The sequence below is a fragment of the Agromyces lapidis genome, assembly GCF_009749405.1.
Taxonomy (GTDB): domain Bacteria; phylum Actinomycetota; class Actinomycetes; order Actinomycetales; family Microbacteriaceae; genus Agromyces; species Agromyces lapidis.
In genome coordinates this window covers 169,846-189,152 of the sequence record NZ_WBIQ01000006.1, presented here as the reverse complement: position 1 = coordinate 189,152, position 19,307 = coordinate 169,846, and the positions used below count along the sequence as shown (strand labels likewise).

Below are 19,307 nucleotides of genomic sequence, written 5' to 3'. Positions count from 1 at the left end.
CCGCGGTCTCTTCGGGGCGGGGGGGGGGGGGGGCCCCCGGCCCCCCCCCCCCCCCCCCCCGAACCATTCCCGCGACGGACGCGCCGACGGCTGCGGCATCCGTAACGTCGAAGACATGATCACCGCAACCGCGCTCACCAAGCGCTACGGCCAGAAGACGGCCGTCAACGACATCACGTTCAGCGTGCGCCCAGGTCAGGTGACCGGGTTCCTCGGTCCGAACGGCGCAGGCAAGTCCACCACGATGCGCATGATCGTGGGGCTCGACCGCCCGAGCGCCGGCACCGTCACCGTCGGCGGCAAACCCTACGCCGAGCACCGCGCCCCGCTGCACGAGGTCGGCGCGCTCCTCGACGCGAAGGCCGTGCACACCGGCCGCACCGCCGAGAACCACCTGCTCGCGATGGCGGCCACGCACGGCATCGGCAAGCGCCGGGTGCGCGAGGTCATCGAGCTGACCGGCCTCGAGTCGGTCGCCCGCAAGCGCGTCGGCGGCTTCTCGCTCGGCATGGGCCAGCGCCTCGGCATCGCCGCGGCCATGCTCGGCGACCCTTCGACGCTCATCCTCGACGAGCCCGTCAACGGCCTCGACCCCGAGGGCGTGCTCTGGGTGCGCCAGTTCGTGCGCCACCTCGCGAGCGAGGGCCGCACCGTGTTCCTCTCGTCGCACCTGATGAGCGAGATGGCGCAGACCGCCGACCACCTCATCGTGCTCGGCCGCGGCGAGATCATCGCCGACGCCCCCGTCGCCGACATCATCGACGGCGGCACCCGCCCGCGCGTCCGCGTGCGTTCGCCGCACGCCTCGCAGCTGGCCGAGCTGCTCGCAGCGCCCGAGGTCGCCGTGCTGCGCTCGGAGCAGGGCCTCCTCGAGGTGACCGGCGTCGATGCCGCCGGCATCGGCGACCTCGCGGCCCAGCACGGGCTCGCGATCCACGAACTCACCCCCCAGAACGCGTCGCTCGAGGAGGCCTACATGGCGCTCACGGCCGACGCGGTCGAGTACCGTACGGAGGCAGTCCGATGACCACCATCACCCCGACCGCAACGCACCCCGCGCAGGGCACGCGCACCACGCGACTCAGCCTCGGCGGCGTGCTCCGTTCCGAGTGGGTCAAGCTCCGCAGCCTCCGCTCGACCGTCTGGTCGTACCTGATCGTCATCGCGATCTCGCTCGGCATGGCGCTGCTGATGTCGTTCAGCATGGCGTACGGCATGGACGGCGGCATGGACGGGTCGAGCGTGCCCGCCGCCGAGCAGACCCAGCTCGTGCTGCAGTCCGCGGTGTTCGGCGTCTACTTCGGTCAGCTCGTCGTCGGCGTGCTCGGCGTGCTCGTCATCAGCGGCGAGTACACGACCGGCATGATCCGCTCGACGCTCACCGCGGTGCCGAAGCGTCTGCCCGCCCTCGCGGGCAAGGCCGTCGTGCTCTTCGTCGCGACCTTCGTCATCGGGCTCGTCGCGAACCTCGCCGCCTTCCTCACCTCGTCGATCGTCTTCGCGGGTGTGGATGTCTCGGCGAACCTGTTCCAGGACGACGTGCTCCTCTCCCTCGCCGGCGGTGCGCTCTACCTCGCGCTCGTCGCCGTCTTCGCCCTCGGCGTCGGCACGATGCTCCGCTCGAGCGCGGGCGGCATCGCCGCCGTCCTCGGCCTGCTGCTCCTCCTGCCGACCGTGCTGCAGCTGATCCCCGCCGAGTGGGCGCACGACATGATCCCCTACCTGCTCTCCAGTGCGGGCATGACGATGTTCACCGCCATCGGCGCGGACTCCGCGGACATCGTCGGCCCGAACGCATGGCAGAGCCTCCTGGTGGTGCTGGCCTGGGTGGGGGTCTCCCTCGCCGGCGCAACCGTGCTCCTCAAGCGCCGGGACGCGTAGAGTCCTGCCTATGACGGAAGCACCGTTCTCCCCCGGCCGCCCGGCTTCGGCGGTCGGGGGAGAATTGCGTCTGCCCAAGCCGCCGGGGGTGATCCGGCAGTTCTGGGCGAGGCATCCGCGACTCACCGACTCGCTCATCGCCGCCGCCTATCTGGTGCCGACGTTCATCACCACGATCGTGCTCGCGACCGACGATCCCGAGCCGCCGCTCTGGACCACCGTGCTGCAGCTCGTGGGCATCGCGATCGGCACGGCCGCACTGCTGCTGTTCCGGCGCTCGCAGCCGTGGCTCGTGATGGCCGTCGCGTGGCTCGTGTGCCTCATGGTGTACCCGCTCAGCGGGAGCGACGTCTACCCGATGCTGTTCGCGCTCTACGGCCTCGGCGTCTACCGTTCGACGAAGGCCGCGTGGATCGGCTTCGCCGTCTCGGTCGCCGTCTCGACGGTCGCCGCGTACCTCGCCACCTGGTTCGTCGCCATCGCGCTCCTGCCCGGCCCCGAGCTCGTCGGCGGCCCTGGCGCCGCCTCCATGCAGTACGCCGTGGTCATGCTCATCGCGACGCTCATCGGCGTCACCGTCGGCAATCGCCGCCGCTACCTCGATGCGCTCATCGCCCGCGCGCACGACCTCGCCCGCGAACGCGACCAGCAGGCCCGGCTCGCGGCCGCCGCCGAACGCGCGCGCATCGCGCGTGAACTGCACGACATCGTCTCGCACGGCCTCACCGTCATGGTGACGCTCGCCGACGGCTCCGCGGCCACCGTCGGGCGCGACCCCGAACGCGCCGCCGAGGTGATGCGGAGCGTCGCCGAGACGGGGCGCGACGCGCTCGGCGAGATGCGGCGCATGCTGGGGGTGCTCACGGGGCCCGACGCCGAACCCGCCGAACTCGCCCCGCAGCCGGGCCTCAGCGCCCTGCCCGAGCTCGTCGAGGGCTTCCGCGACACGGGGATGCCGGTCACGCTCACCACCGTCGGCGTGCCGACCGATGACGCCGCGACGGGCCTCGCGGTCTACCGGATCGTGCAGGAGGGGCTCACGAACGCGCTCCGACACGGCGAGCGCGCGCACCGCGTCGACGTCCGCGTCGAGCATCGCCCCGATGCCGTCGAGATCACGGTCGACGACGACGCCCCGCATGACGGGAAGGGCGGCGCGACCGCCACACGGGGCGCCGGCCGGGGGATCGCGGGTCTGCGCGAACGGGCGGCGCTCCACGGCGGCGCCCTCGAGGCCGGGCCCCTCCCCGGACGCGGCTGGCGGCTGCACGCGACGCTCGGGCTTCCCGAGCCCGAGCGGCTCCCCCACGACGCATCCCACGACGCACCCGACGACGCGCCGGAAGGCGCCCGGACCGACCCAGCGAAGGACGAAGCCGAATGACCGACGCCCTGCACGAACCGCACCAGCCGTCCCCCGCTCCGATCCGGGTCGGCCTCGTCGACGACCAGGCGCTCGTGCGCACCGGGTTCCGGCTCGTGCTCGAAGCCGAGTCGGGCATCGACGTGGTCGGCGAGGCCGCCGACGGCCGCGCGGCGCTCGGGCTCGTCGACACGACGCGGGTCGACGTGCTGCTGATGGACGTGCGGATGCCCGGCATGGACGGCATCGCCGCAACCGCGGAGGTCAGCGCGAGGCATCCCGAGACCCGCATCATCGTGCTCACCACCTTCGACCTCGACGAGTACGCCTTCGCGGCGATCCGTGCGGGCGCGAGCGGGTTCCTGCTGAAGGATGTGCGTCCGCAGGAGCTCGTGACCGCGATCCGCACCGTGCATGCAGGTGAGGCGGCCCTCTCGCCGCGGGTGACGAGGCGCATGCTCGAGCTCTTCGCCGAAGACCTGCCCGCGGGCTCCGACGTCCGCGCACCTGCGGCCGCCGCGCCCGGGCCGCTCGACGCGCTGACCGCCCGCGAGCGCGAGATCCTGCAGGCGATCGCCGAAGGACTCAACAACACCGAGCTCGCCGAACGCTTCTTCCTCTCCGAGTCGACGGTGAAGACGCACGTCGGGCGGGTGCTGCAGAAGCTCGGCGCACGCGATCGGGTGCAGCTCGTCATCATCGCGTACGAGCTCGGCGTGCTGGAGCCGCCGAACGGGCACCGTCCGGCTCGCTAGGCTGGCTGGGCGCACTCGCCACGAAAGGGATCGTCCATGCCTGCTGCCAACCTCACCCGCATCGAAGCCGAGGAGCGGGCGACGACCGTCGACTCCCCGAGCTACGAGGTCGTGCTCGACCTCACGGGCGACGGCGAGACCTTCCGCAGCGAGACGATCGCCCGATTCGGCGGCGTCGCCGGGGCCTCGACCTTCATCGAGGCGTGCACCGAGCGCGTGCACGAGGTCGTGCTCAACGGGCGACCGCTCGACCCGGCCGAGGTGAGCGACGGCACCCGCATCAGGCTCGACGGACTCGCCGCAGAGAACGAGTTGCGCGTCGTCGCCGACGCCCGCTACACGAACAGCGGCGAGGGCCTTCACCGCTTCGTCGACCCCGTCGACGGCGAGACCTACCTGTACACCGAGTTCGCCGTCGCCGAGGCGAACCGCGTGTACGCCGTCTTCGACCAGCCCGACCTGAAGGCGGGCGTGCGCTTCACGATCACCGCGCCCGCGCACTGGAGCGTGCTGTCGAACGCCCCGTCGCCCGAGCCGGTGGCCGGCCCCGAGGCATCCGGCCACGCCACCTGGGCGTTCGAGACCGGGCCGGTCATCTCGAGCTACATCGTGGCGATCATCGCCGGCCCGTACGCGAGCTGGCGCGGCACCGCGACGAGCGTCGACGGCCGCGAGGTGCCGCTCGGCCTCTTCACCCGCGCCTCGCTCGCCGAGTACGCCGACCCCGAGATGATGTTCCAGACGGTGCAGGCGGGGCTCGCGTTCTACGAGCGGGCCTTCGGCGTGCCGTACCCGTACGGCAAGTACGACCAGATCTTCGTGCCCGAGTACAACTGGGGCGCGATGGAGAACGTCGGTGCGGTCACCTTCAACGAGTCGTACCTGTTCCGCTCCCGCGTCTCCGACGCCCGCCGCGAGCAGCGCGCGATCGTCGTGCTGCACGAGCTCAGCCACATGTGGTTCGGCAACTCGGTCACCATGAAGTGGTGGAACGACCTGTGGCTCAACGAGTCGTTCGCGACGTGGGCTTCGACCCTCGCGACGTCGCAGGTCACCGAGTTCACCGGCGTCTGGGCGACCTTCGCGAGCGATGAGAAGACGCACGCCGCCGAGCAGGACCAGCTCCCGTCGACGCACCCGATCGTCGCCGAGATCCGCGACCTCGAAGACGTCGAGGTGAACTTCGACGCCATCACCTACGACAAGGGCGCCTCGGTGCTGAAGCAGCTCGTCGCCTGGGTCGGGCTCGAGGCCTTCCAGCGCGGCGTCGGCGCGTACCTCGCCGCCAACGCCGGCGGCAACGCGACCCTGCGAGACCTGCTCGACGAGCTCGAGCGGGCGAGCGGGCGCGAGCTCACCCGGTGGTCGCAGCTCTGGCTCGAGACGGCGGGCGTCAACACGCTGCGCGCGATCGTCGAACAGGATGCCTCGGGCACGATCACGGCCGCGCACCTCGAGCAGACGGCGGCGCCGTCGCATCCGACCCTGCGGCCCCACCGTCTCGCGATCGGCGGCTACACGCTCGGCGACGCCGGGCTGACCCGTTCCTTCCGCGTCGAGCTCGACGTCGACGGTGCGCGCACCGAACTGCCCGAGCTCGTCGGCGAGACCATGCCCGACCTCCTCCTCGTGAACGACGACGACCTCACGTACGCCAAGGTCCGGCTCGATGCGCACTCCTTCGACACGGCCGTGCACCACCTCGCCGAGCTCGCCGACCCGGTGGCCCGCGCCGTCGTGCTCGGTTCGGCATGGGACGCGGTGCGCGACGCCGAACTCCCGGCCGCAGCGTTCGTGCGTCTCGTGCTCGCCTCGATCGGGCACGAGACCCAGTCGTCGGCCCGCGCGCTCGCCCTCGGCCGGCTCGAGCTCGCCCTCGGCCGCTACCTCGCCGACGAGCACCGCGAACGGCTCTCCGACGAGGCGGGCGACGCGATCTGGGCGCTCGCCGAGCTGGCGCCCGCGGGGTCCGATGCCCAGCTGCAGTTCGTGAAGGCCTTCACCCGCCTCGCGACGACCGCCGCGCACGGAGACGTGCTCGGCAGCCTCCTCGAGGGCACGATCGCCCTCGCCGGGCTCGAGATCGACCTCGACCTGCGCTGGGAGCTCGTGATCGCGCGCGCCGCGCTCGGCGCCGGCGACGACGAGGAGCTCGCGGCGACGCTCGCCGCCGACGACACCGCCAAGGGGCGGCAGCTCGCCGAGACGGCGCGCGCCGCCCGCCCCGACCAGGCGGTGAAGGATGCCGCGTGGCGGCGCGCGATGACCGACACCGGCCTGTCGAACGACCTCGCGCGCGCGATCGCCGACGGCTGGCGCCGCACGAACGCACCCGAGCTCCTCGCCGCCGTCGCGCGCGAGTACCTCGATGCGATGCCCCGCGTCTGGGAGGAGCGCTCGTACAACATGGCCGCGATCCTCTCGACGCGGCTCTTCCCGAGTCCCCTCGTCGACGTGGAGCTCGCCGAGCTCACCCGCGCGTGGCTCGCCGAGCACCCCGAGCCCGCCTCGATGCACCGCATCGTCTCCGAGCACCTCGCCGAGCTCGACCGGGCGCTCGCCGCACGGTCGCGCGATGCCAGCGAGCTCTCGGGTGGGGCTCAGTAGACTTGCCAACCATGTTCGGTTTTGCAGAGCCCGCCGTCGATGAGACGGAGAACAACCCGGTGAGCGGTGATTTCTGGGCGAGCATCGCGCAGTTCTGGGCCGACAACTGGGACGTCATGCTCGGCAAGCTGATCTCGATCGCGATGATCATCGCCATCGCGCTGCTGATCCGCTGGGTGCTGCACTTCGTCATCGAGCGGGTCGTCAAGCAGATCGTCACGGGCGTCAAGAAGAAGCAGGACGTCACCGACACGCAGGCGCTGCAGGCCTCGCCGCTCGCGGCCGTGCGCGTCGTGCAGCGCACCCGCACGCTCGGCACGGTGCTCACCAACATCGTCAACGTGACGCTCTTCATCGTCGTGGTGCTGCTCATCGTCACGACCATCAACGAGCAGATCCTCGGCTCGTTCGCGCTGCTGACGGCGGCCGTCGGCGCCGGCCTCGGCTTCGGCGCGCAGAACATCGTGAAAGACGCCCTCAACGGCATCTTCATGGTCGTCGAGGACCAGCTCGGCGTGGGCGACGTCGTCGACCTCGGCCCCGCCACCGGCATCGTCGAGGAGGTGCGGATCCGCATCACGACGGTCCGCGACGTCAACGGAACCCTCTGGTTCGTGCGCAACGGCGAGATCCTGCGGGTCGGCAACATGTCGCAGGGCTGGGCGCGGGTCATCATCGACCTCGCCGTGCCCTACGACGCCGACGTCGACGCCGTCGAGACCGAACTGCTGCGCACCGCGACCGAGATGGCGCACTCGAGCAAGTGGCGTTCGCGCGTGCTCGAGAAGCCCGAGGTCTGGGGGCTCGAGTCGATCTCGGCCGATGCGCTCGTGCTGCGGATCGTCATGAAGGTGCGTTCCTCCGCGAAGGACGACGTCGCCCGCGAGCTCCGGATGCGGCTGAAGCGCACGCTCGACGAGATGGAGCTGAAGCTCCCGAGCCTCGCGAGCGTCGTGCTCACCGGGTTCGACGGCGCCACCCGCGTGAAGGGCGCGAAGCCGCCGCGCACCTCGCCGAATAGCGTCGTGCCCGGCCAGCCCGTGAAGAAGCCGAAGAACCGGGCGCCGCGCCTGCCGCGCGGCACTGGCGGCGGCACGACGCCGACCCCGCCGAACACCCCCGACGGAGGCGCGGCATGACCGAGATCCGATCGTTCTACGACGAGGTCGGCGGCCGACCGACCTTCGAGAAGCTCGTCGCCGAGTTCTACCGCGGCGTCGCCGGCGACCCGGTGCTGAAGCCGATGTACCCCGAAGAAGACCTCGGCCCTGCGGCGCTGCGCCTCCAGCTCTTCCTCGAGCAGTACTGGGGCGGCCCCGGCACCTACAGCGAAGAGCGCGGCCACCCGCGCCTCAGACTGCGCCACCAGCCGTTCACGGTGAACCCCGACGCCCGCGACCGCTGGCTCGCCCACATGCGCACCGCCGTCGACTCGCTCGAGCTCCCGCCGCTCGCCGAGGAGACACTGTGGGATTATCTCCAGCGAGCCGCTTTCGCGATGGTGAACACCTTCGACGACTGAGGTCCACCGCCACCACCCGAAGCGACGAAGGAGTCACTGTGGCAGCAGCAGCATCCACCCCCGATGCGATCATCGTCGGTGCCGGCCTCGCCGGCCTCGTCGCGGCGTCCGAACTCGTCGACGCCGGCCGCCGCGTCGTCGTCGTCGACCAGGAGCCCGCGGCGAGCCTCGGCGGCCAGGCCCACTGGTCCTTCGGCGGCCTGTTCCTCGTCGACTCGCCCGAACAGCGGCGCATGGGGGTGAAGGACTCGCTCGACCTCGCCCGCCAGGACTGGGAGGGCACCGCGGCGTTCGACCGCGAGGAGGACGAGTGGGGCCGGCGCTGGGCCGAGGCGTACCTCGAGTTCGCCGCCGGTGAGAAGCGCGCCTGGCTGCACGAGAAGGGGGTGCGCTTCTTCCCGGTCGTCGGATGGGCCGAACGCGGCGCCGGGCAGGCGATCAGCCACGGCAACTCCGTGCCGCGGTTCCACATCACCTGGGGCACCGGGCCGGGCGTGCTCGCGCCCTTCATCGCGCGGGTGAGGGCCGGGGAGGCCGCAGGACTCGTCGAGTTCCGCCACCGCCACAGGGTCGACGAGCTCATCGTCGAGGGCGGCGCGGTCGTCGGCGTGCGCGGCGCCGTGCTGGCGCCCGACGACGCGGCGCGGGGCGAGGCCTCGAACCGCGACGTCGTCGGCGACTTCGAGCTGCGGGCTCCCGCAGTGGTGGTCTCGTCCGGCGGCATCGGCGGCAACCACGAGCTCGTGCGCGCGGCGTGGCCGGCGCGGCTCGGCGAGCCGCCCGCCGAGATGCTCTCGGGCGTGCCCGCCCACGTCGACGGACGCATGCTCGGCATCGCCGAGGCATCCGGTGCGCGGCTCGTGAACGGCGACCGCATGTGGCACTACACCGAGGGCATCACCAACTGGGACCCGGTGTGGCCGCTGCACGGCATCCGCATCCTGCCCGGTCCGTCGTCGCTCTGGTTCGACGCAGCGGGGCGCCGGCTGCCGCCGCCGCTCTTCCCCGGGTTCGACACGCTCGGCACGCTCGAGCACCTCATGGCGACCGGCCACGGGCACTCGTGGTTCGTGCTCACCCAGAAGATCATCGAGAAGGAGTTCGCGCTCTCGGGCAGCGAGCAGAACCCCGATCTCACGGGCAAAGACCTGAAGCTGCTCGCCCAACGCGTTCGGCCGGGCGCTCCCGCACCGGTCGAGGCGTTCAAGGAGCACGGCGTCGACTTCATCGTCGCCGACACCCTCGACGAGCTGCTCGAGCGGATGCGCGCCCTCTCCCCCGACGCGCCGCTCGACACCGCGAACATCGAGCGCGAGGTGCACGCGCACGACCGCGAGATCGAGAACGAGTTCACGAAGGACCTCCAGATCACCGCCCTGCGGGGTGCGCGCAAGTACCGCGGCGACAAGCTCATCCGGGTGGCGACGCCGCATCGATTCCTCGACCCCGAAGCCGGACCGCTCATCGCGGTGAAGCTGCACATCCTCACCCGCAAGAGCCTCGGCGGCATTCAGACCGACCTCGACTCGCGCGCGCTCGACGCCGACGGCGCGCCCGTTCCCGGGCTGTACGCGGCGGGCGAGGCGTCGGGCTTCGGCGGCGGCGGCGTGCACGGCTACCGGGCGCTCGAGGGCACCTTCCTCGGCGGATGCCTCTTCACCGGCCGGGCGGCCGGGCGGGCGATCGCCCGGGGCTGACTGCGCTCGACGAGCGACGGAGGAGCGTCTCGAGGCCGTCGGAAGCGGGTGGCCTCGAGACGACGTTCGTGCCGGTCGAGCGACTCGTCGACCGTTACGCCTTCAGCGTCCAGGGCTTGCGCCGCACGAGCACGTGCCCGCGGCGCGAGGAGAGCCTGGTCCACGGTCCGGTCTCGAACAGCTGCACGGGGTCGTCGCCGAGGAATCCGAGGCTGAAGGCCGCGAACGCCGCCCCGGTCGGCAGGTACTCGACGCCCTCGACGCCGCGGCCCCACACCTCGGAGCGGACGCGCTGCACCAGCTGCTCGCCCGTGCCCGCGGGGATCGCCTCTGCGACCTCGTCGATGCCCGCACGCGCCGCGGCTTCGAGCACCGAGGCATCCGCCTCGCCGAGCGGGCGCCAGCCGCCTCGTGGCGGCGAGATGCCCGCCCACGTGACGGTGTTCACCTCTGGCGGTCGCGACATCGAGATCGGCCGCGACTCGTCGCCCTCGCCGAGCTCGCCGCGGGCGCGCACGATGCGCTCGACGAGCGAGCGCATCGGCACGACCGAATCGAACTCCTCGGTGTCGGCGAGCGCGAAGGTGCGCAGGCCGAGCACGGTCGGGCTCTCGTCGAGGATGCCGCGTGGGTACAGGATCGCGGTGTACACGGCGAGGATTCCGGAGCCGGCGATCAGACGCACCGACCCGTCTTCGACGCGGGCGGCCCGTTGCAGGTACGTGTGCAGATCGCCGAGCGACAGGCTGTCGGCGAGCGTGAGTCGTTGAACCATCTCCTGTCTAAACTACCAAGTGAGCGGGGCTGTTCCGGCTGGCCCGCGTTCCACGGCGCCGGCGGCGGCCGCCCACCGACACGGAGGAACGATGAACGGACCCATCGACGGCCTGCTGAGCACCCTGAATCTCACCGATACCGGTGCGCGCACGACTGAAGACATCTTCACCGGTCCGTCGCAGTGGATGCCCCTCGGCCGGGTCTTCGGCGGGCAGGTGCTCGCCCAGTCGATCGTCGCCGCCCTGCACACCGTCCCCGACGACCGCAACATCCATTCGATGCACGGGTACTTCCTGCGCCCGGGCGATGTCGCGCACCCCATCACCTTCTCGGTCGACCGCATCCACGACGGACGCTCGTTCTCGACCCGGCGCACGCAGGCGTATCAGCACGGCGAACCGATCCTCTCGCTCATCGCCTCGTTCCAGACCGACGACGACGGCGTCGAGCACCAGCTCGACATGCCCGAGGGCCTGCCCGATCCCGAGTCGCTGCCGTCGACCGCCGACGTGCTCGGCCAGTTCGACCACGATGTCGCCCGCTACTGGTCGAACGAGCGCGCGTTCGACGTGCGCCACGTGCCCTCGCCGATCTACCTCACGGTCGACGGCGACCGCACCCCGCACCAGGCCGTGTGGATGAAGGCCTTCGGCAGGCTGCCCGACGACCCCAAGCAGCACCGGGCGGCGCTCGCCTACGCGAGCGACTACTCGATCCTCGAGCCGGTGCTGCGCGCGCACGGCGTCGCGTGGGCGACCCCCGGGTTGAAGGTCGCGAGCCTCGACCACGCCATGTGGTGGCACCGCGACGCACGGGTCGACGAGTGGTTGCTCTACGTGCAGGAGTCGCCGTCGGCGAGCGGCGGCCGTGGGCTCTCGCTCGGCCGCGTGTACACCCGCGACGGCGTGCTCGTCGCGAGCGTCGCCCAGGAGGGCATGGTGCGGGTGCCCGCGCCGCGCGACTGAGCGATTGCTGTGCAATCCCGGCGCCGGGCGTGTCGGTGGCCCACAATGGGGGCGTGGGCGCACCACGGCGCCCCGAGCGGGCGAAGGAGTTCGGCGATGACGGAACCCAGCGATCTCACGCGACGCGCAGTGCTCACCATCGGTTCGGTGGGCGCGGTCGGCAGCGCCCTCACCCTCGCGGGGTGCGCCGCGGACGACCCGGGCGGCAACGCCGACCCGACCGTCGAGCCGACCCTCGAGGACGAGCCGACGGCGACGACCGGCCCGGAGCCCGACGCTCCCGCGGTCGGCGGCGATGTCGGCGCCCTCGCCGATGTCCCGGTCGGCGGCAGCATCGATGCGGAGATCGACGGCGAGCCCGCGCTCATCGCGCAGCCGACGGCGGGGCAGGTGGTCGCGTTCAGTGCGATCTGCACGCATCAGCAGTGCGTCGTCGCGGCGGCCGGCGAGGAGTTCCACTGCCCGTGCCACGGCTCCATCTACGAGGCCGCCACCGGCGAGGTGGTGCAGGGCCCCGCGATCGACCCGCTGACGCCGATCGCCGTCGCCGTCTCCGGCGACCGGATCGTCACCGCCTCCTGAGGCCGAGGTCGAACGAGATGGAGTACAGCTTCGCGGGACTCCCGCTGCACGTGCTGCTCGTGCACGCCGTCATCGTGCTCACGCCGCTCGTGGCACTGCTGCTCGTCGTGCTCGCCGCCTGGCCCGCCGCACGGCGGGTGCTGTGGCTGCCCACCCTCATCGGCGCGGCACTGCTCGTGCCGCTCGGCCTCCTCACCGTCGAGGCCGGCAAGTGGCTCGAGGCCAGGGTTCCCGAGGCACCCCTCATCCAGCAGCACACCGGCATGGGCGAAGAACTCACCCCCTGGCTCTCCGGGCTGCTCGCCGTGGCCGTGCTCACCGCGGCATGGGCGCTCGTGGAACGCGCGGATTCACGGCGCACGAGCGGCGGGATGTCGCGAGGAGTCCGCGTCGGTGTCGCGGCAGGGCTCGTGATCGCGTCGCTCGCGGTCGCGATCGGTTCGACCGTGACGTTGGTGCGGATCGGTGAGGCGGGCAGCCGCGCCGTCTGGGAGGGGTCGTTCAGCGAGGATCCGCTCGAACGATGACTCGGCGCGACCACGGCGCCGTCCCTCCGGCGGGCTCGGACGACGGCTTTCGGCGCCGATCGCTCAGCGGCGGCGGAAGCTGATCGTCTCCTCGAGGTACGGCGTCCAGGCGTCGCGCTCCTCGTCGGTCATGCGTCTGGGTCGCTCGGTCGCGGCGTCGACGAGCACGATCGTCGTGACCGCGCGCGTGTAGCGCACTCGAGGTTCGACCCCGACCGGCGAGAACACCTCGTAGCAGACGTCGAGGCTCGCGCCGCCCATGTGCCCGATCCAGAGTTCGATGTCGAGCGGCAGTCGCTGGTACGGGATCGGTGAGAGGTACTCGATCTCCTGACGCGCGATCAGCGTGATCGTCGTCGACCCGGGCGTCGCGTCGATGACCGCGGTGGACGCGCCCACCGCGTGCTCGGCGGTGCCGTGCTCGTCGACCCAGAACGCCTGGATGCGAGCCTCCTCGAGGAGGCTCAGCATCCGGGCGTTGTTCACGTGCCCGTAGGCGTCGAGGTCGCTCCACCGCAACGGGGTGGGCACGTGCAGGCGCATGTCAGTCTCGCGTCAGCTTGCGGTAGGTCGAGCGGTGCGGCTTCGCAGCGTCGGCGCCGAGGCGCTCGACCTTGTTCGCCTCGTACGACTCGAAGTTGCCCTCGAACCAGTGCCAGTTCGCCGGGTTCTCCTCGGTGCCCTCGTAGGCGAGGATGTGCGTGGCGATGCGGTCGAGGAACCACCGGTCGTGGGTGATGACCACGGCGCAGCCCGGGAACTCGAGGAGCGCGTTCTCGAGGCTCGACAGGGTCTCGACGTCGAGGTCGTTGGTCGGTTCGTCGAGCAGCAGCAGGTTGCCGCCCTGCTTGAGCGTGAGCGCGAGGTTGAGGCGGTTGCGCTCACCGCCCGAGAGGATGCCGGCGCGCTTCTGCTGGTCGGGACCCTTGAAGCCGAAGGTCGAGACGTAGGCGCGGCTCGGCACCTCGACCTTGCCGACCTGGATGTAGTCGAGCCCGTCGGACACGACCTCCCAGAGCGACTTGTTCGGGTCGATGCCGCCACGCGTCTGGTCGACGTACGAGATCTGCACGGTCTCGCCGATCTTGACCGAGCCGCTGTCGCTCGGCTCGAGGCCGACGATGGTCTTGAAGAGCGTCGTCTTGCCGACGCCGTTCGGGCCGATGATGCCGACGATGCCGTTGCGCGGCAGCGAGAAGCTGAGGCCGTCGATGAGGACCCGGTCGCCGAAGCCCTTCTTGAGGTTCTTGACCTCGAGCACGATGTCGCCGAGGCGGGGACCGGCCGGGATCTGGATCTCCTCGAAGTCGAGCTTCCGCGTGCGCTCGGCCTCGGACGCCATCTCCTCATAGCGGGCGAGGCGCGCCTTCGACTTGGCCTGACGGCCCTTGGCGTTCGAGCGGACCCACTCGAGCTCCTCCTTCAGGCGCTTGGCGAGCTTCGCGTCCTTCTTGCCCTGGACGGTGAGGCGCTCCTGCTTCTTCTCGAGGTAGGTCGAGTAGTTGCCCTCGTAGGGGTAGAGCCGACCGCGGTCGACCTCGCAGATCCACTCGGCGACGTGGTCGAGGAAGTACCGGTCGTGGGTGACGGCGAGCACGGCGCCGGGGTACTTGGCGAGGTGCTGCTCGAGCCAGAGCACGCTCTCGGCGTCGAGGTGGTTGGTGGGCTCGTCGAGCAGCAGCAGGTCGGGCTTCTGCAGCAGCAGCTTGCAGAGCGCGACACGACGCTTCTCACCGCCCGAGAGCACCGAGACCTGCTCGTCGCCCGGAGGGCAGCGCAGCGCGTCCATCGCCTGCTCGAGCTGGGAGTCGAGATCCCAGGCGTCGGCCGCGTCGATCTCCTCTTGCAGCGTGCCCATCTCGGCGAGCAGCGCGTCGAAGTCGGCGTCGGGCTCGGCCATGAGCAGCGAGATCTCGTTGAACCGGTCGAGCTTGGCCTTGATGGGGCCCACGCCCTCCTGCACGTTCTCGAGCACGGTCTTCGACTCGTCGAGCTCGGGCTCCTGCATGAGGATGCCGACCGAGTAGCCGGGGGTGAGCTTCGCCTCGCCGTTCGACGGCTGGTCGAGGCCGGCCATGATCTTCAGGATCGTCGACTTGCCGGCACCGTTCGGGCCGACGACGCCGATCTTCGCCCCGGGCAGGAACGCCATGGTCACGTCGTCGAGGATGACCTTGTCGCCCACCGCCTTGCGCGCGCGAACCATCGAGTAAATGTAATCAGCCAAGATCTTCCCTCAAACCCCATGCGGTAGCGGCCGAACGCGGCCCGCCGTGTCGCCTACCAGTCTATGGGGCGAGTCTCGCCGACGAGACAGTCGCCCGTTCCGAGCGCCGGGCGCACCGCGCCGTGGTACCCGCCCGACGCAGGGCCGTACTGCCCGACGAGGCATTCGTCCTGGAAGAGCACCGCGAACTGCACCGAGTCTGCGTCGAGGTCGACCGTCGTGCGATCGGCAGTGACCTCCATCGCCGTCTTGTCGAAGCCCGCGGCGACGAGCGCGTCGATGAAGTCCCGCCCGCCCGCCTCTGCGTTCGCCGCGACCACCGCGGCATTCACGGAGTCGAAGAAGGCCAGGTTCTCGGAGGCCGAGAGCTCAGGCCGGAAGGTGGGCGGAGCGCTCGGCGTCGGGGCCGCCGATTCCGTCGCCGACGGTCCGCCGGAGGCGGTGGGCGACGGGTCTCCCCCGCCGAACAGGCTGCACCCGGCGAGACCGAGAGTGAGCGCAGCTGCGGCGAGCGCGAGCGCCGCCGTGGTCCCGTTCCACCGTGCCATGCTTCCCCTCACCGCGGTGTCGACCGCCCGAGCCGAGTCTATGCGGTCGACACCGCGCGGCACCGGACGGCCGTCGCCGTCGGGCGATCAGTCGCGCTCGGCGGCCGCGAAGGCGTCGAGGTCGGATGCCTCGTGGTCGCCCTCGTCGGCCATCGAGGCTTCGAGCAGCGACCAGTCGGCCGCGCCGCTGGCGTCCGCTCCGTCGAACGCGCCCGCCTCTCGCGAGGTCGCATCGCTCGACGCGGCCTCTGCTTCGACGGTGCCGTCGCCGTTGCCGTCGGCCTGGGCGGGCCTGGCCGACTGCACTTTGGCGTAGGTGCTCACGCACCACGCGAGGTCGTGGCCGATCGCGTCGGCCTCGATCTCGACGGAGGTGCCCGACTTCGTGGCGGTCTCCCATGCGCGCTGGCGGAGGCGGCCCTGCACGATGACGCGCTCGCCCTTGCGGATCGACAGGCTCGCGTTGCGCGCGAGCTGTCGGAACGCCGAGACGCCGTACCAGTTGGTCTCGCCGTCGGTCCACTCGCCCTTGGCCCGGTCGAAGAACCGCCGGGTCGACGCGACGCGGAAGGACGTGATCACGAGCCCGTCGCCGGTCACGTGCTGGTGGGGATCGGTGCCGACGACGCCGGTCACCGTGATGGTGTCGCTCATGTGTACTCCTCGGTCTGGCGCCGCCGCGGATCGGCGACTCGTGGCTCCGGGACGGCCTCGTGCCGGACACCGCCCCGGAACCACGTGACCCAATGCTCGGCGCGGGCCCCGAGGCATCCGGGCGCCGCCGCCGATCTGTGCACCGATGCGCCGCAGCCGGCCCTGTCGAGGAAGAGTGACGACGAACGCGTCACCCGGGCGCGCGCCGCCCTAGAGTGGCGGGATGCCGTACAACGCCGCCCCCGAACGCTACGACCGCATGCGCTACAACCGAGTGGGCCGGAGCGGCCTGAAACTGCCCGCCCTCTCGCTCGGGCTCTGGCACAACTTCGGCCACGACCGTCCCCTCGAGACGCAGCGGGCGATCGTGCGGCGCGCGTTCGACCTCGGCATCACGCACTTCGACCTCGCGAACAACTACGGCCCGCCGCCCGGATCGGCTGAGGAGAACTTCGGCCGCCTGCTGGCCGGCGACCTCGCCCCCTACCGAGACGAGCTGATCGTCTCGTCGAAGGCCGGGTACGACATGTGGCCCGGGCCGTACGGCGAATGGGGATCGCGCAAGACACTGCTCGCCTCGCTCGATCAGAGCCTCGGCCGGCTCGGGCTCGACTACGTCGACGTCTTCTACTCGCACCGTCCCGACCCCGAGACGCCGATCGAAGAGACGATGGGTGCCCTCGCGACCGCCGTCAGGCAGGGAAAGGCACTCTACGTCGGCGTCTCGAACTACGGCCCCGAAGAGACCCGGGCCGCCGCGTCCGCACTCGCCGCAGAGGGGGTGCCGCTCCTCATCCACCAGCCGCGGTACTCGATGTTCGACCGTCACATCGAAGACGGGCTGTTCCCGGTGCTCGAGGAGGTCGGTGCCGCGAGCATCGTGTACTCGCCGCTCGCGCAGGGCCTGCTGACCGACCGCTACCTCTCGGGCGGGGTGCCCGCGGGTTCGCGCGCGGCGACGAGCCGCTTCCTGCCTGCGGAGCGGATCAGCGACGAGTACCTCGAGCGTGCACGCGCACTCGACGCGATCGCACGCGATCGCGGGCAGTCGCTCGCGCAGCTCGCACTGTCATGGGTGCTGCGGCAGCCGCTCGTGGCGAGCGCGCTCATCGGCGCGTCGAGCGTCGCGCAGCTCGAGCAGAATGTCGCGGCGCTCGACGCCGCGCCGCTGACGGACGAGGAGATCGCGCGGATCGAGCCCTTCGCCGCGCACGGCACCGTGCTCGGCTGAAGATGTCGGTGGGTGCTCCTAGGCTCTGAAGACATCCCGCAGGGCCGGCTGCGACGTCGAGAGGAGCATCATGTCGATCATCGCACCGCAGCCACGCGTTCGAGAGCCCTTCCCCATCGAGGTGCCCGGGCTGGCGTTCACCCCCGCCGCGCCCGGCCTCTGGCGTGTCGCCCGGCGCGACGGCTCGGTGCTCGGCCATGTCGAACACCGAGGTGACGACGGTCGGTTCGCGGTGCGGCGCCTCGCTGCCGGCACGCTGCGCTCGACCGAGCTCGGCGCGTTCTGGTCGGCGCGAGAGGCCGCCGAGCTCTTCCGATGATGCCCTGGTGCGCCGCGATCCGGGGCGCGCCGCCTTCGCTCGAACGCTCGCGACCCGCGCGGGGGTAGCCTGCGGCCATGCAGTGGTGGAACGACCTCATCTCCTGGCTCACCTCGAGCGAATCGCAGACCGCGGTGTTCACCGCCGTCGTGATCTTCGTCTCCGTGCTCGCGGCCGGGCTGCTCGCGGCCTGGATCTCGAGCGCCGCCGTCAAACGCGTCGTCGCGCAGCGCGATCGCGAGGCGAAGACGGCCGCGATCGCCGCGCTCGTCGACGCGGCGACCGAGGCCTCCGTGTGGAACTCGCTCACCCCGCAGGAGCAGGTGCTCGCCGACCGCACCGTCGGCCAGGCCGACATCCTCGTTCGGCTCCTGCCGATCCGCGGCTCCGACGTCGCCGCCAACTGGGCCTCGCACCAGCTGCACGAGCTCAAGCGCGCCTCGGCGACCTTCGGCTATCAGCTCGACCCCGCCGTGGTCGAGTTCCGCGACCGCCTGCTCGAGTGGCAGCGGCACCCGTCGCGCACGAAGCGCCAGTTCCAGAACGACCTCGCGCGGTGGCGCACCCAGCGCGACGAGACGCCCGAGCAGACGACCATCGACGAGCAGGAGGCGTGGGTCGCGCAGCAGCACCACGACCGCTACCGCGATGCCGTGACCATCACCGACACGGCCGAGGCGTCGACGGCACCGACGCCGACGGTCGCCGCCGGCGGCACCGGCCCGACCGCGACGATGCCGATGTCGGACCCGCAGCGCTGATCCGAGGTCAGCGCTGATCGCCGATCAGCGCTGATCGCCGATCAGCGCTGATCGGCGGTCAGCGCCACCACTCGTCAAACTTCGACACCGGCACGGTGCGCTTGTGCCGCGTCTGCAGGAACCGCGCCTCGAGCTTCTCTGCGACCTCCGGGTCGATCTCCTCGCCCTCGAGATAGGCGTCGATATCGGCGTAGCGCAGCCCGAGGTTCGCCTCGTCCGACTGGCCCGGCTGCCCGTCGAGCAGATCGGCGGTCGGCACCTTGAGGTACAGGCGCTCGGGGGCGCCGAGCGACTCGAGCAGCGCACGCCCCTGCCGTTTGGTGAGCCCGGTGAGCGGCAGGACGTCGGCGCCGCCGTCGCCGAACTTCGTGAAGAAGCCGGTGACCGCCTCGGCCGCATGGTCGGTGCCCACGACGAGCAGGCCGCCTTCGCCCGCGATGGCGTACTGGGCGACCATGCGCATCCTGGCCTTCACGTTGCCCTTGCCGAAGTCGCTGACCGGTTCGCCGAGCGCCTCCTCGAAGCCGGACGCGACGCCGTCGACCCCGCCCTCGATGTTGAACACGACCGTCTCCTGCGGCTCGATGAACCGCAGGGCGAGCTGAGCGTCGTCTTCGTCGCGCTGCACCCCGTACGGCAGCCTGACCGCGACGAATCGCGCGGCGACGCCTTCGGCGACGAGCTCGTCGACCGCGATCCGGCAGAGACGCCCGGCGAGCGACGAGTCCTGCCCTCCGCTGATGCCGAGCACCAGCCCCTTCGCGCGGGTCGCCCGCACGTAGTCCTTCAGGAAATCGATGCGCGAGCGCGCCTCGGCGGCGGGATCGATGGTCGGGCTGACGTTGAGCTCGGCGATGATTCGCGTCTGCAGGTCTCGCATGCCCCGACGAT

20 protein-coding genes are annotated in these 19,307 nt (G+C 71.2%); 14 read left to right on the top strand and 6 right to left on the bottom strand.

The window, feature by feature from the left end; translation table 11 throughout:
- The first annotated feature begins 115 nt into the window (after window positions 1-115).
- Genes GQQ93_RS09945 through GQQ93_RS09910 form a run of 8 tightly spaced genes read left to right on the top strand, consistent with a single transcriptional unit; the run spans window position 116 to window position 9,825 of the window.
- Window positions 116-1,027: an ABC transporter ATP-binding protein gene (locus GQQ93_RS09945; protein WP_157424080.1), complete on the top strand. Its 912-nt coding sequence runs from the start codon at window positions 116-118 to the stop codon at window positions 1,025-1,027.
- Window positions 1,024-1,881 carry an ABC transporter permease gene (locus tag GQQ93_RS09940; protein WP_157424079.1) on the top strand — a complete coding sequence of 286 codons (858 nt, stop codon included), beginning with the start codon at window positions 1,024-1,026 and terminating at the stop codon, window positions 1,879-1,881. Before GQQ93_RS09945 ends, GQQ93_RS09940 begins: the two co-directional genes overlap by 4 nt.
- 10 nt (window positions 1,882-1,891) lie before the next feature.
- The gene (locus GQQ93_RS09935; RefSeq protein WP_157424078.1) at window positions 1,892-3,265 is read left to right on the top strand and encodes a sensor histidine kinase; all 1,374 of its coding nucleotides are present in this window, start codon (window positions 1,892-1,894) and stop codon (window positions 3,263-3,265) included.
- Window positions 3,262-3,999, top strand: coding sequence for a response regulator transcription factor (locus GQQ93_RS09930; RefSeq protein WP_157424077.1), 738 nt, complete (start codon window positions 3,262-3,264; stop codon window positions 3,997-3,999). Before GQQ93_RS09935 ends, GQQ93_RS09930 begins: the two co-directional genes overlap by 4 nt.
- Window positions 4,000-4,035: 36 nt before the next feature.
- A complete protein-coding gene (gene pepN / locus GQQ93_RS09925; RefSeq protein WP_157424076.1) occupies window positions 4,036-6,606 on the top strand; it encodes an aminopeptidase N in 2,571 nt (856 codons plus the stop codon).
- An 11-nt stretch (window positions 6,607-6,617) separates the two neighbouring features.
- Complete coding sequence (locus tag GQQ93_RS09920) at window positions 6,618-7,745, top strand: mechanosensitive ion channel family protein (RefSeq protein ID WP_376863314.1); 1,128 nt, start codon at window positions 6,618-6,620, stop codon at window positions 7,743-7,745.
- Entirely contained in the window at window positions 7,742-8,128 is a 387-nt protein-coding gene (locus GQQ93_RS09915; RefSeq protein WP_157424075.1) for a globin, read from the top strand. The genes GQQ93_RS09920 and GQQ93_RS09915 overlap by 4 nt, the downstream gene beginning before the upstream one ends.
- Before the next feature lie 38 nt (window positions 8,129-8,166).
- Complete coding sequence (locus GQQ93_RS09910; RefSeq protein WP_157424074.1) at window positions 8,167-9,825, top strand: FAD-binding dehydrogenase; 1,659 nt, start codon at window positions 8,167-8,169, stop codon at window positions 9,823-9,825.
- A 94-nt stretch (window positions 9,826-9,919) separates the two neighbouring features.
- On the opposite strand, the gene GQQ93_RS09905 is transcribed toward GQQ93_RS09910, so the two are convergent.
- Window positions 9,920-10,600 carry a DUF8185 domain-containing protein gene (locus GQQ93_RS09905; protein WP_157424073.1) on the bottom strand — a complete coding sequence of 227 codons (681 nt, stop codon included), beginning with the start codon at window positions 10,598-10,600 and terminating at the stop codon, window positions 9,920-9,922.
- Between the two features lie 91 nt (window positions 10,601-10,691).
- Here GQQ93_RS09905 and GQQ93_RS09900 point away from each other — a divergent pair, with 91 nt between their 5' ends.
- The 3 genes from GQQ93_RS09900 to GQQ93_RS09890 all read left to right on the top strand — a co-directional run bounded on the left by GQQ93_RS09900 (window position 10,692) and on the right by GQQ93_RS09890 (window position 12,676).
- Entirely contained in the window at window positions 10,692-11,567 is an 876-nt protein-coding gene (locus tag GQQ93_RS09900; RefSeq protein ID WP_212277304.1) for an acyl-CoA thioesterase, read from the top strand.
- A 96-nt stretch (window positions 11,568-11,663) separates the two neighbouring features.
- Window positions 11,664-12,149, top strand: a complete 486-nt coding sequence (locus GQQ93_RS09895) for a Rieske (2Fe-2S) protein (RefSeq protein ID WP_170296169.1) — start codon at window positions 11,664-11,666, stop codon at window positions 12,147-12,149.
- A gap of 17 nt (window positions 12,150-12,166) precedes the next feature.
- On the top strand, window positions 12,167-12,676 hold the full coding sequence (locus tag GQQ93_RS09890; protein ID WP_157424071.1) for a hypothetical protein: 510 nt from the start codon (window positions 12,167-12,169) through the stop codon (window positions 12,674-12,676).
- Window positions 12,677-12,739: 63 nt separating this feature from the next.
- Here GQQ93_RS09890 and GQQ93_RS09885 read toward each other — a convergent pair whose 3' ends face one another.
- The 4 genes from GQQ93_RS09885 to ssb all read right to left on the bottom strand — a co-directional run bounded on the left by GQQ93_RS09885 (window position 12,740) and on the right by ssb (window position 16,105).
- Window positions 12,740-13,219 (bottom strand): acyl-CoA thioesterase, encoded by a 480-nt coding sequence (locus tag GQQ93_RS09885; protein ID WP_157424070.1) that lies wholly within the window; start codon window positions 13,217-13,219, stop codon window positions 12,740-12,742.
- A gap of 1 nt (window position 13,220) precedes the next feature.
- Window positions 13,221-14,903, bottom strand: a complete 1,683-nt coding sequence (ettA, locus tag GQQ93_RS09880) for an energy-dependent translational throttle protein EttA (RefSeq protein ID WP_157424069.1) — start codon at window positions 14,901-14,903, stop codon at window positions 13,221-13,223.
- 53 nt (window positions 14,904-14,956) lie between these two features.
- A complete protein-coding gene (locus GQQ93_RS09875; RefSeq protein WP_157424068.1) occupies window positions 14,957-15,451 on the bottom strand; it encodes a DUF6993 domain-containing protein in 495 nt (164 codons plus the stop codon).
- A gap of 87 nt (window positions 15,452-15,538) precedes the next feature.
- Window positions 15,539-16,105, bottom strand: coding sequence for a single-stranded DNA-binding protein (ssb, locus tag GQQ93_RS09870; protein ID WP_170296168.1), 567 nt, complete (start codon window positions 16,103-16,105; stop codon window positions 15,539-15,541).
- 223 nt (window positions 16,106-16,328) lie between these two features.
- On the opposite strand from ssb, the gene GQQ93_RS09865 reads away from it, so the two are divergent.
- The 3 genes from GQQ93_RS09865 (at window position 16,329) to GQQ93_RS09855 (ending at window position 18,416) form a co-directional block, all read left to right on the top strand.
- On the top strand, window positions 16,329-17,336 hold the full coding sequence (locus GQQ93_RS09865) for an aldo/keto reductase (RefSeq protein WP_157424066.1): 1,008 nt from the start codon (window positions 16,329-16,331) through the stop codon (window positions 17,334-17,336).
- A 70-nt stretch (window positions 17,337-17,406) separates the two neighbouring features.
- The gene (locus tag GQQ93_RS09860) at window positions 17,407-17,655 is read left to right on the top strand and encodes a hypothetical protein (protein WP_157424065.1); all 249 of its coding nucleotides are present in this window, start codon (window positions 17,407-17,409) and stop codon (window positions 17,653-17,655) included.
- A gap of 77 nt (window positions 17,656-17,732) precedes the next feature.
- On the top strand, window positions 17,733-18,416 hold the full coding sequence (locus GQQ93_RS09855) for a hypothetical protein (RefSeq protein ID WP_157424064.1): 684 nt from the start codon (window positions 17,733-17,735) through the stop codon (window positions 18,414-18,416).
- A gap of 58 nt (window positions 18,417-18,474) precedes the next feature.
- Here the strand turns inward: GQQ93_RS09855 and nadE are convergent, their stop codons facing one another.
- The gene (gene nadE / locus GQQ93_RS09850) at window positions 18,475-19,296 is read right to left on the bottom strand and encodes an ammonia-dependent NAD(+) synthetase (protein WP_157424063.1); all 822 of its coding nucleotides are present in this window, start codon (window positions 19,294-19,296) and stop codon (window positions 18,475-18,477) included.
- Window positions 19,297-19,307 lie beyond the last annotated feature (11 nt).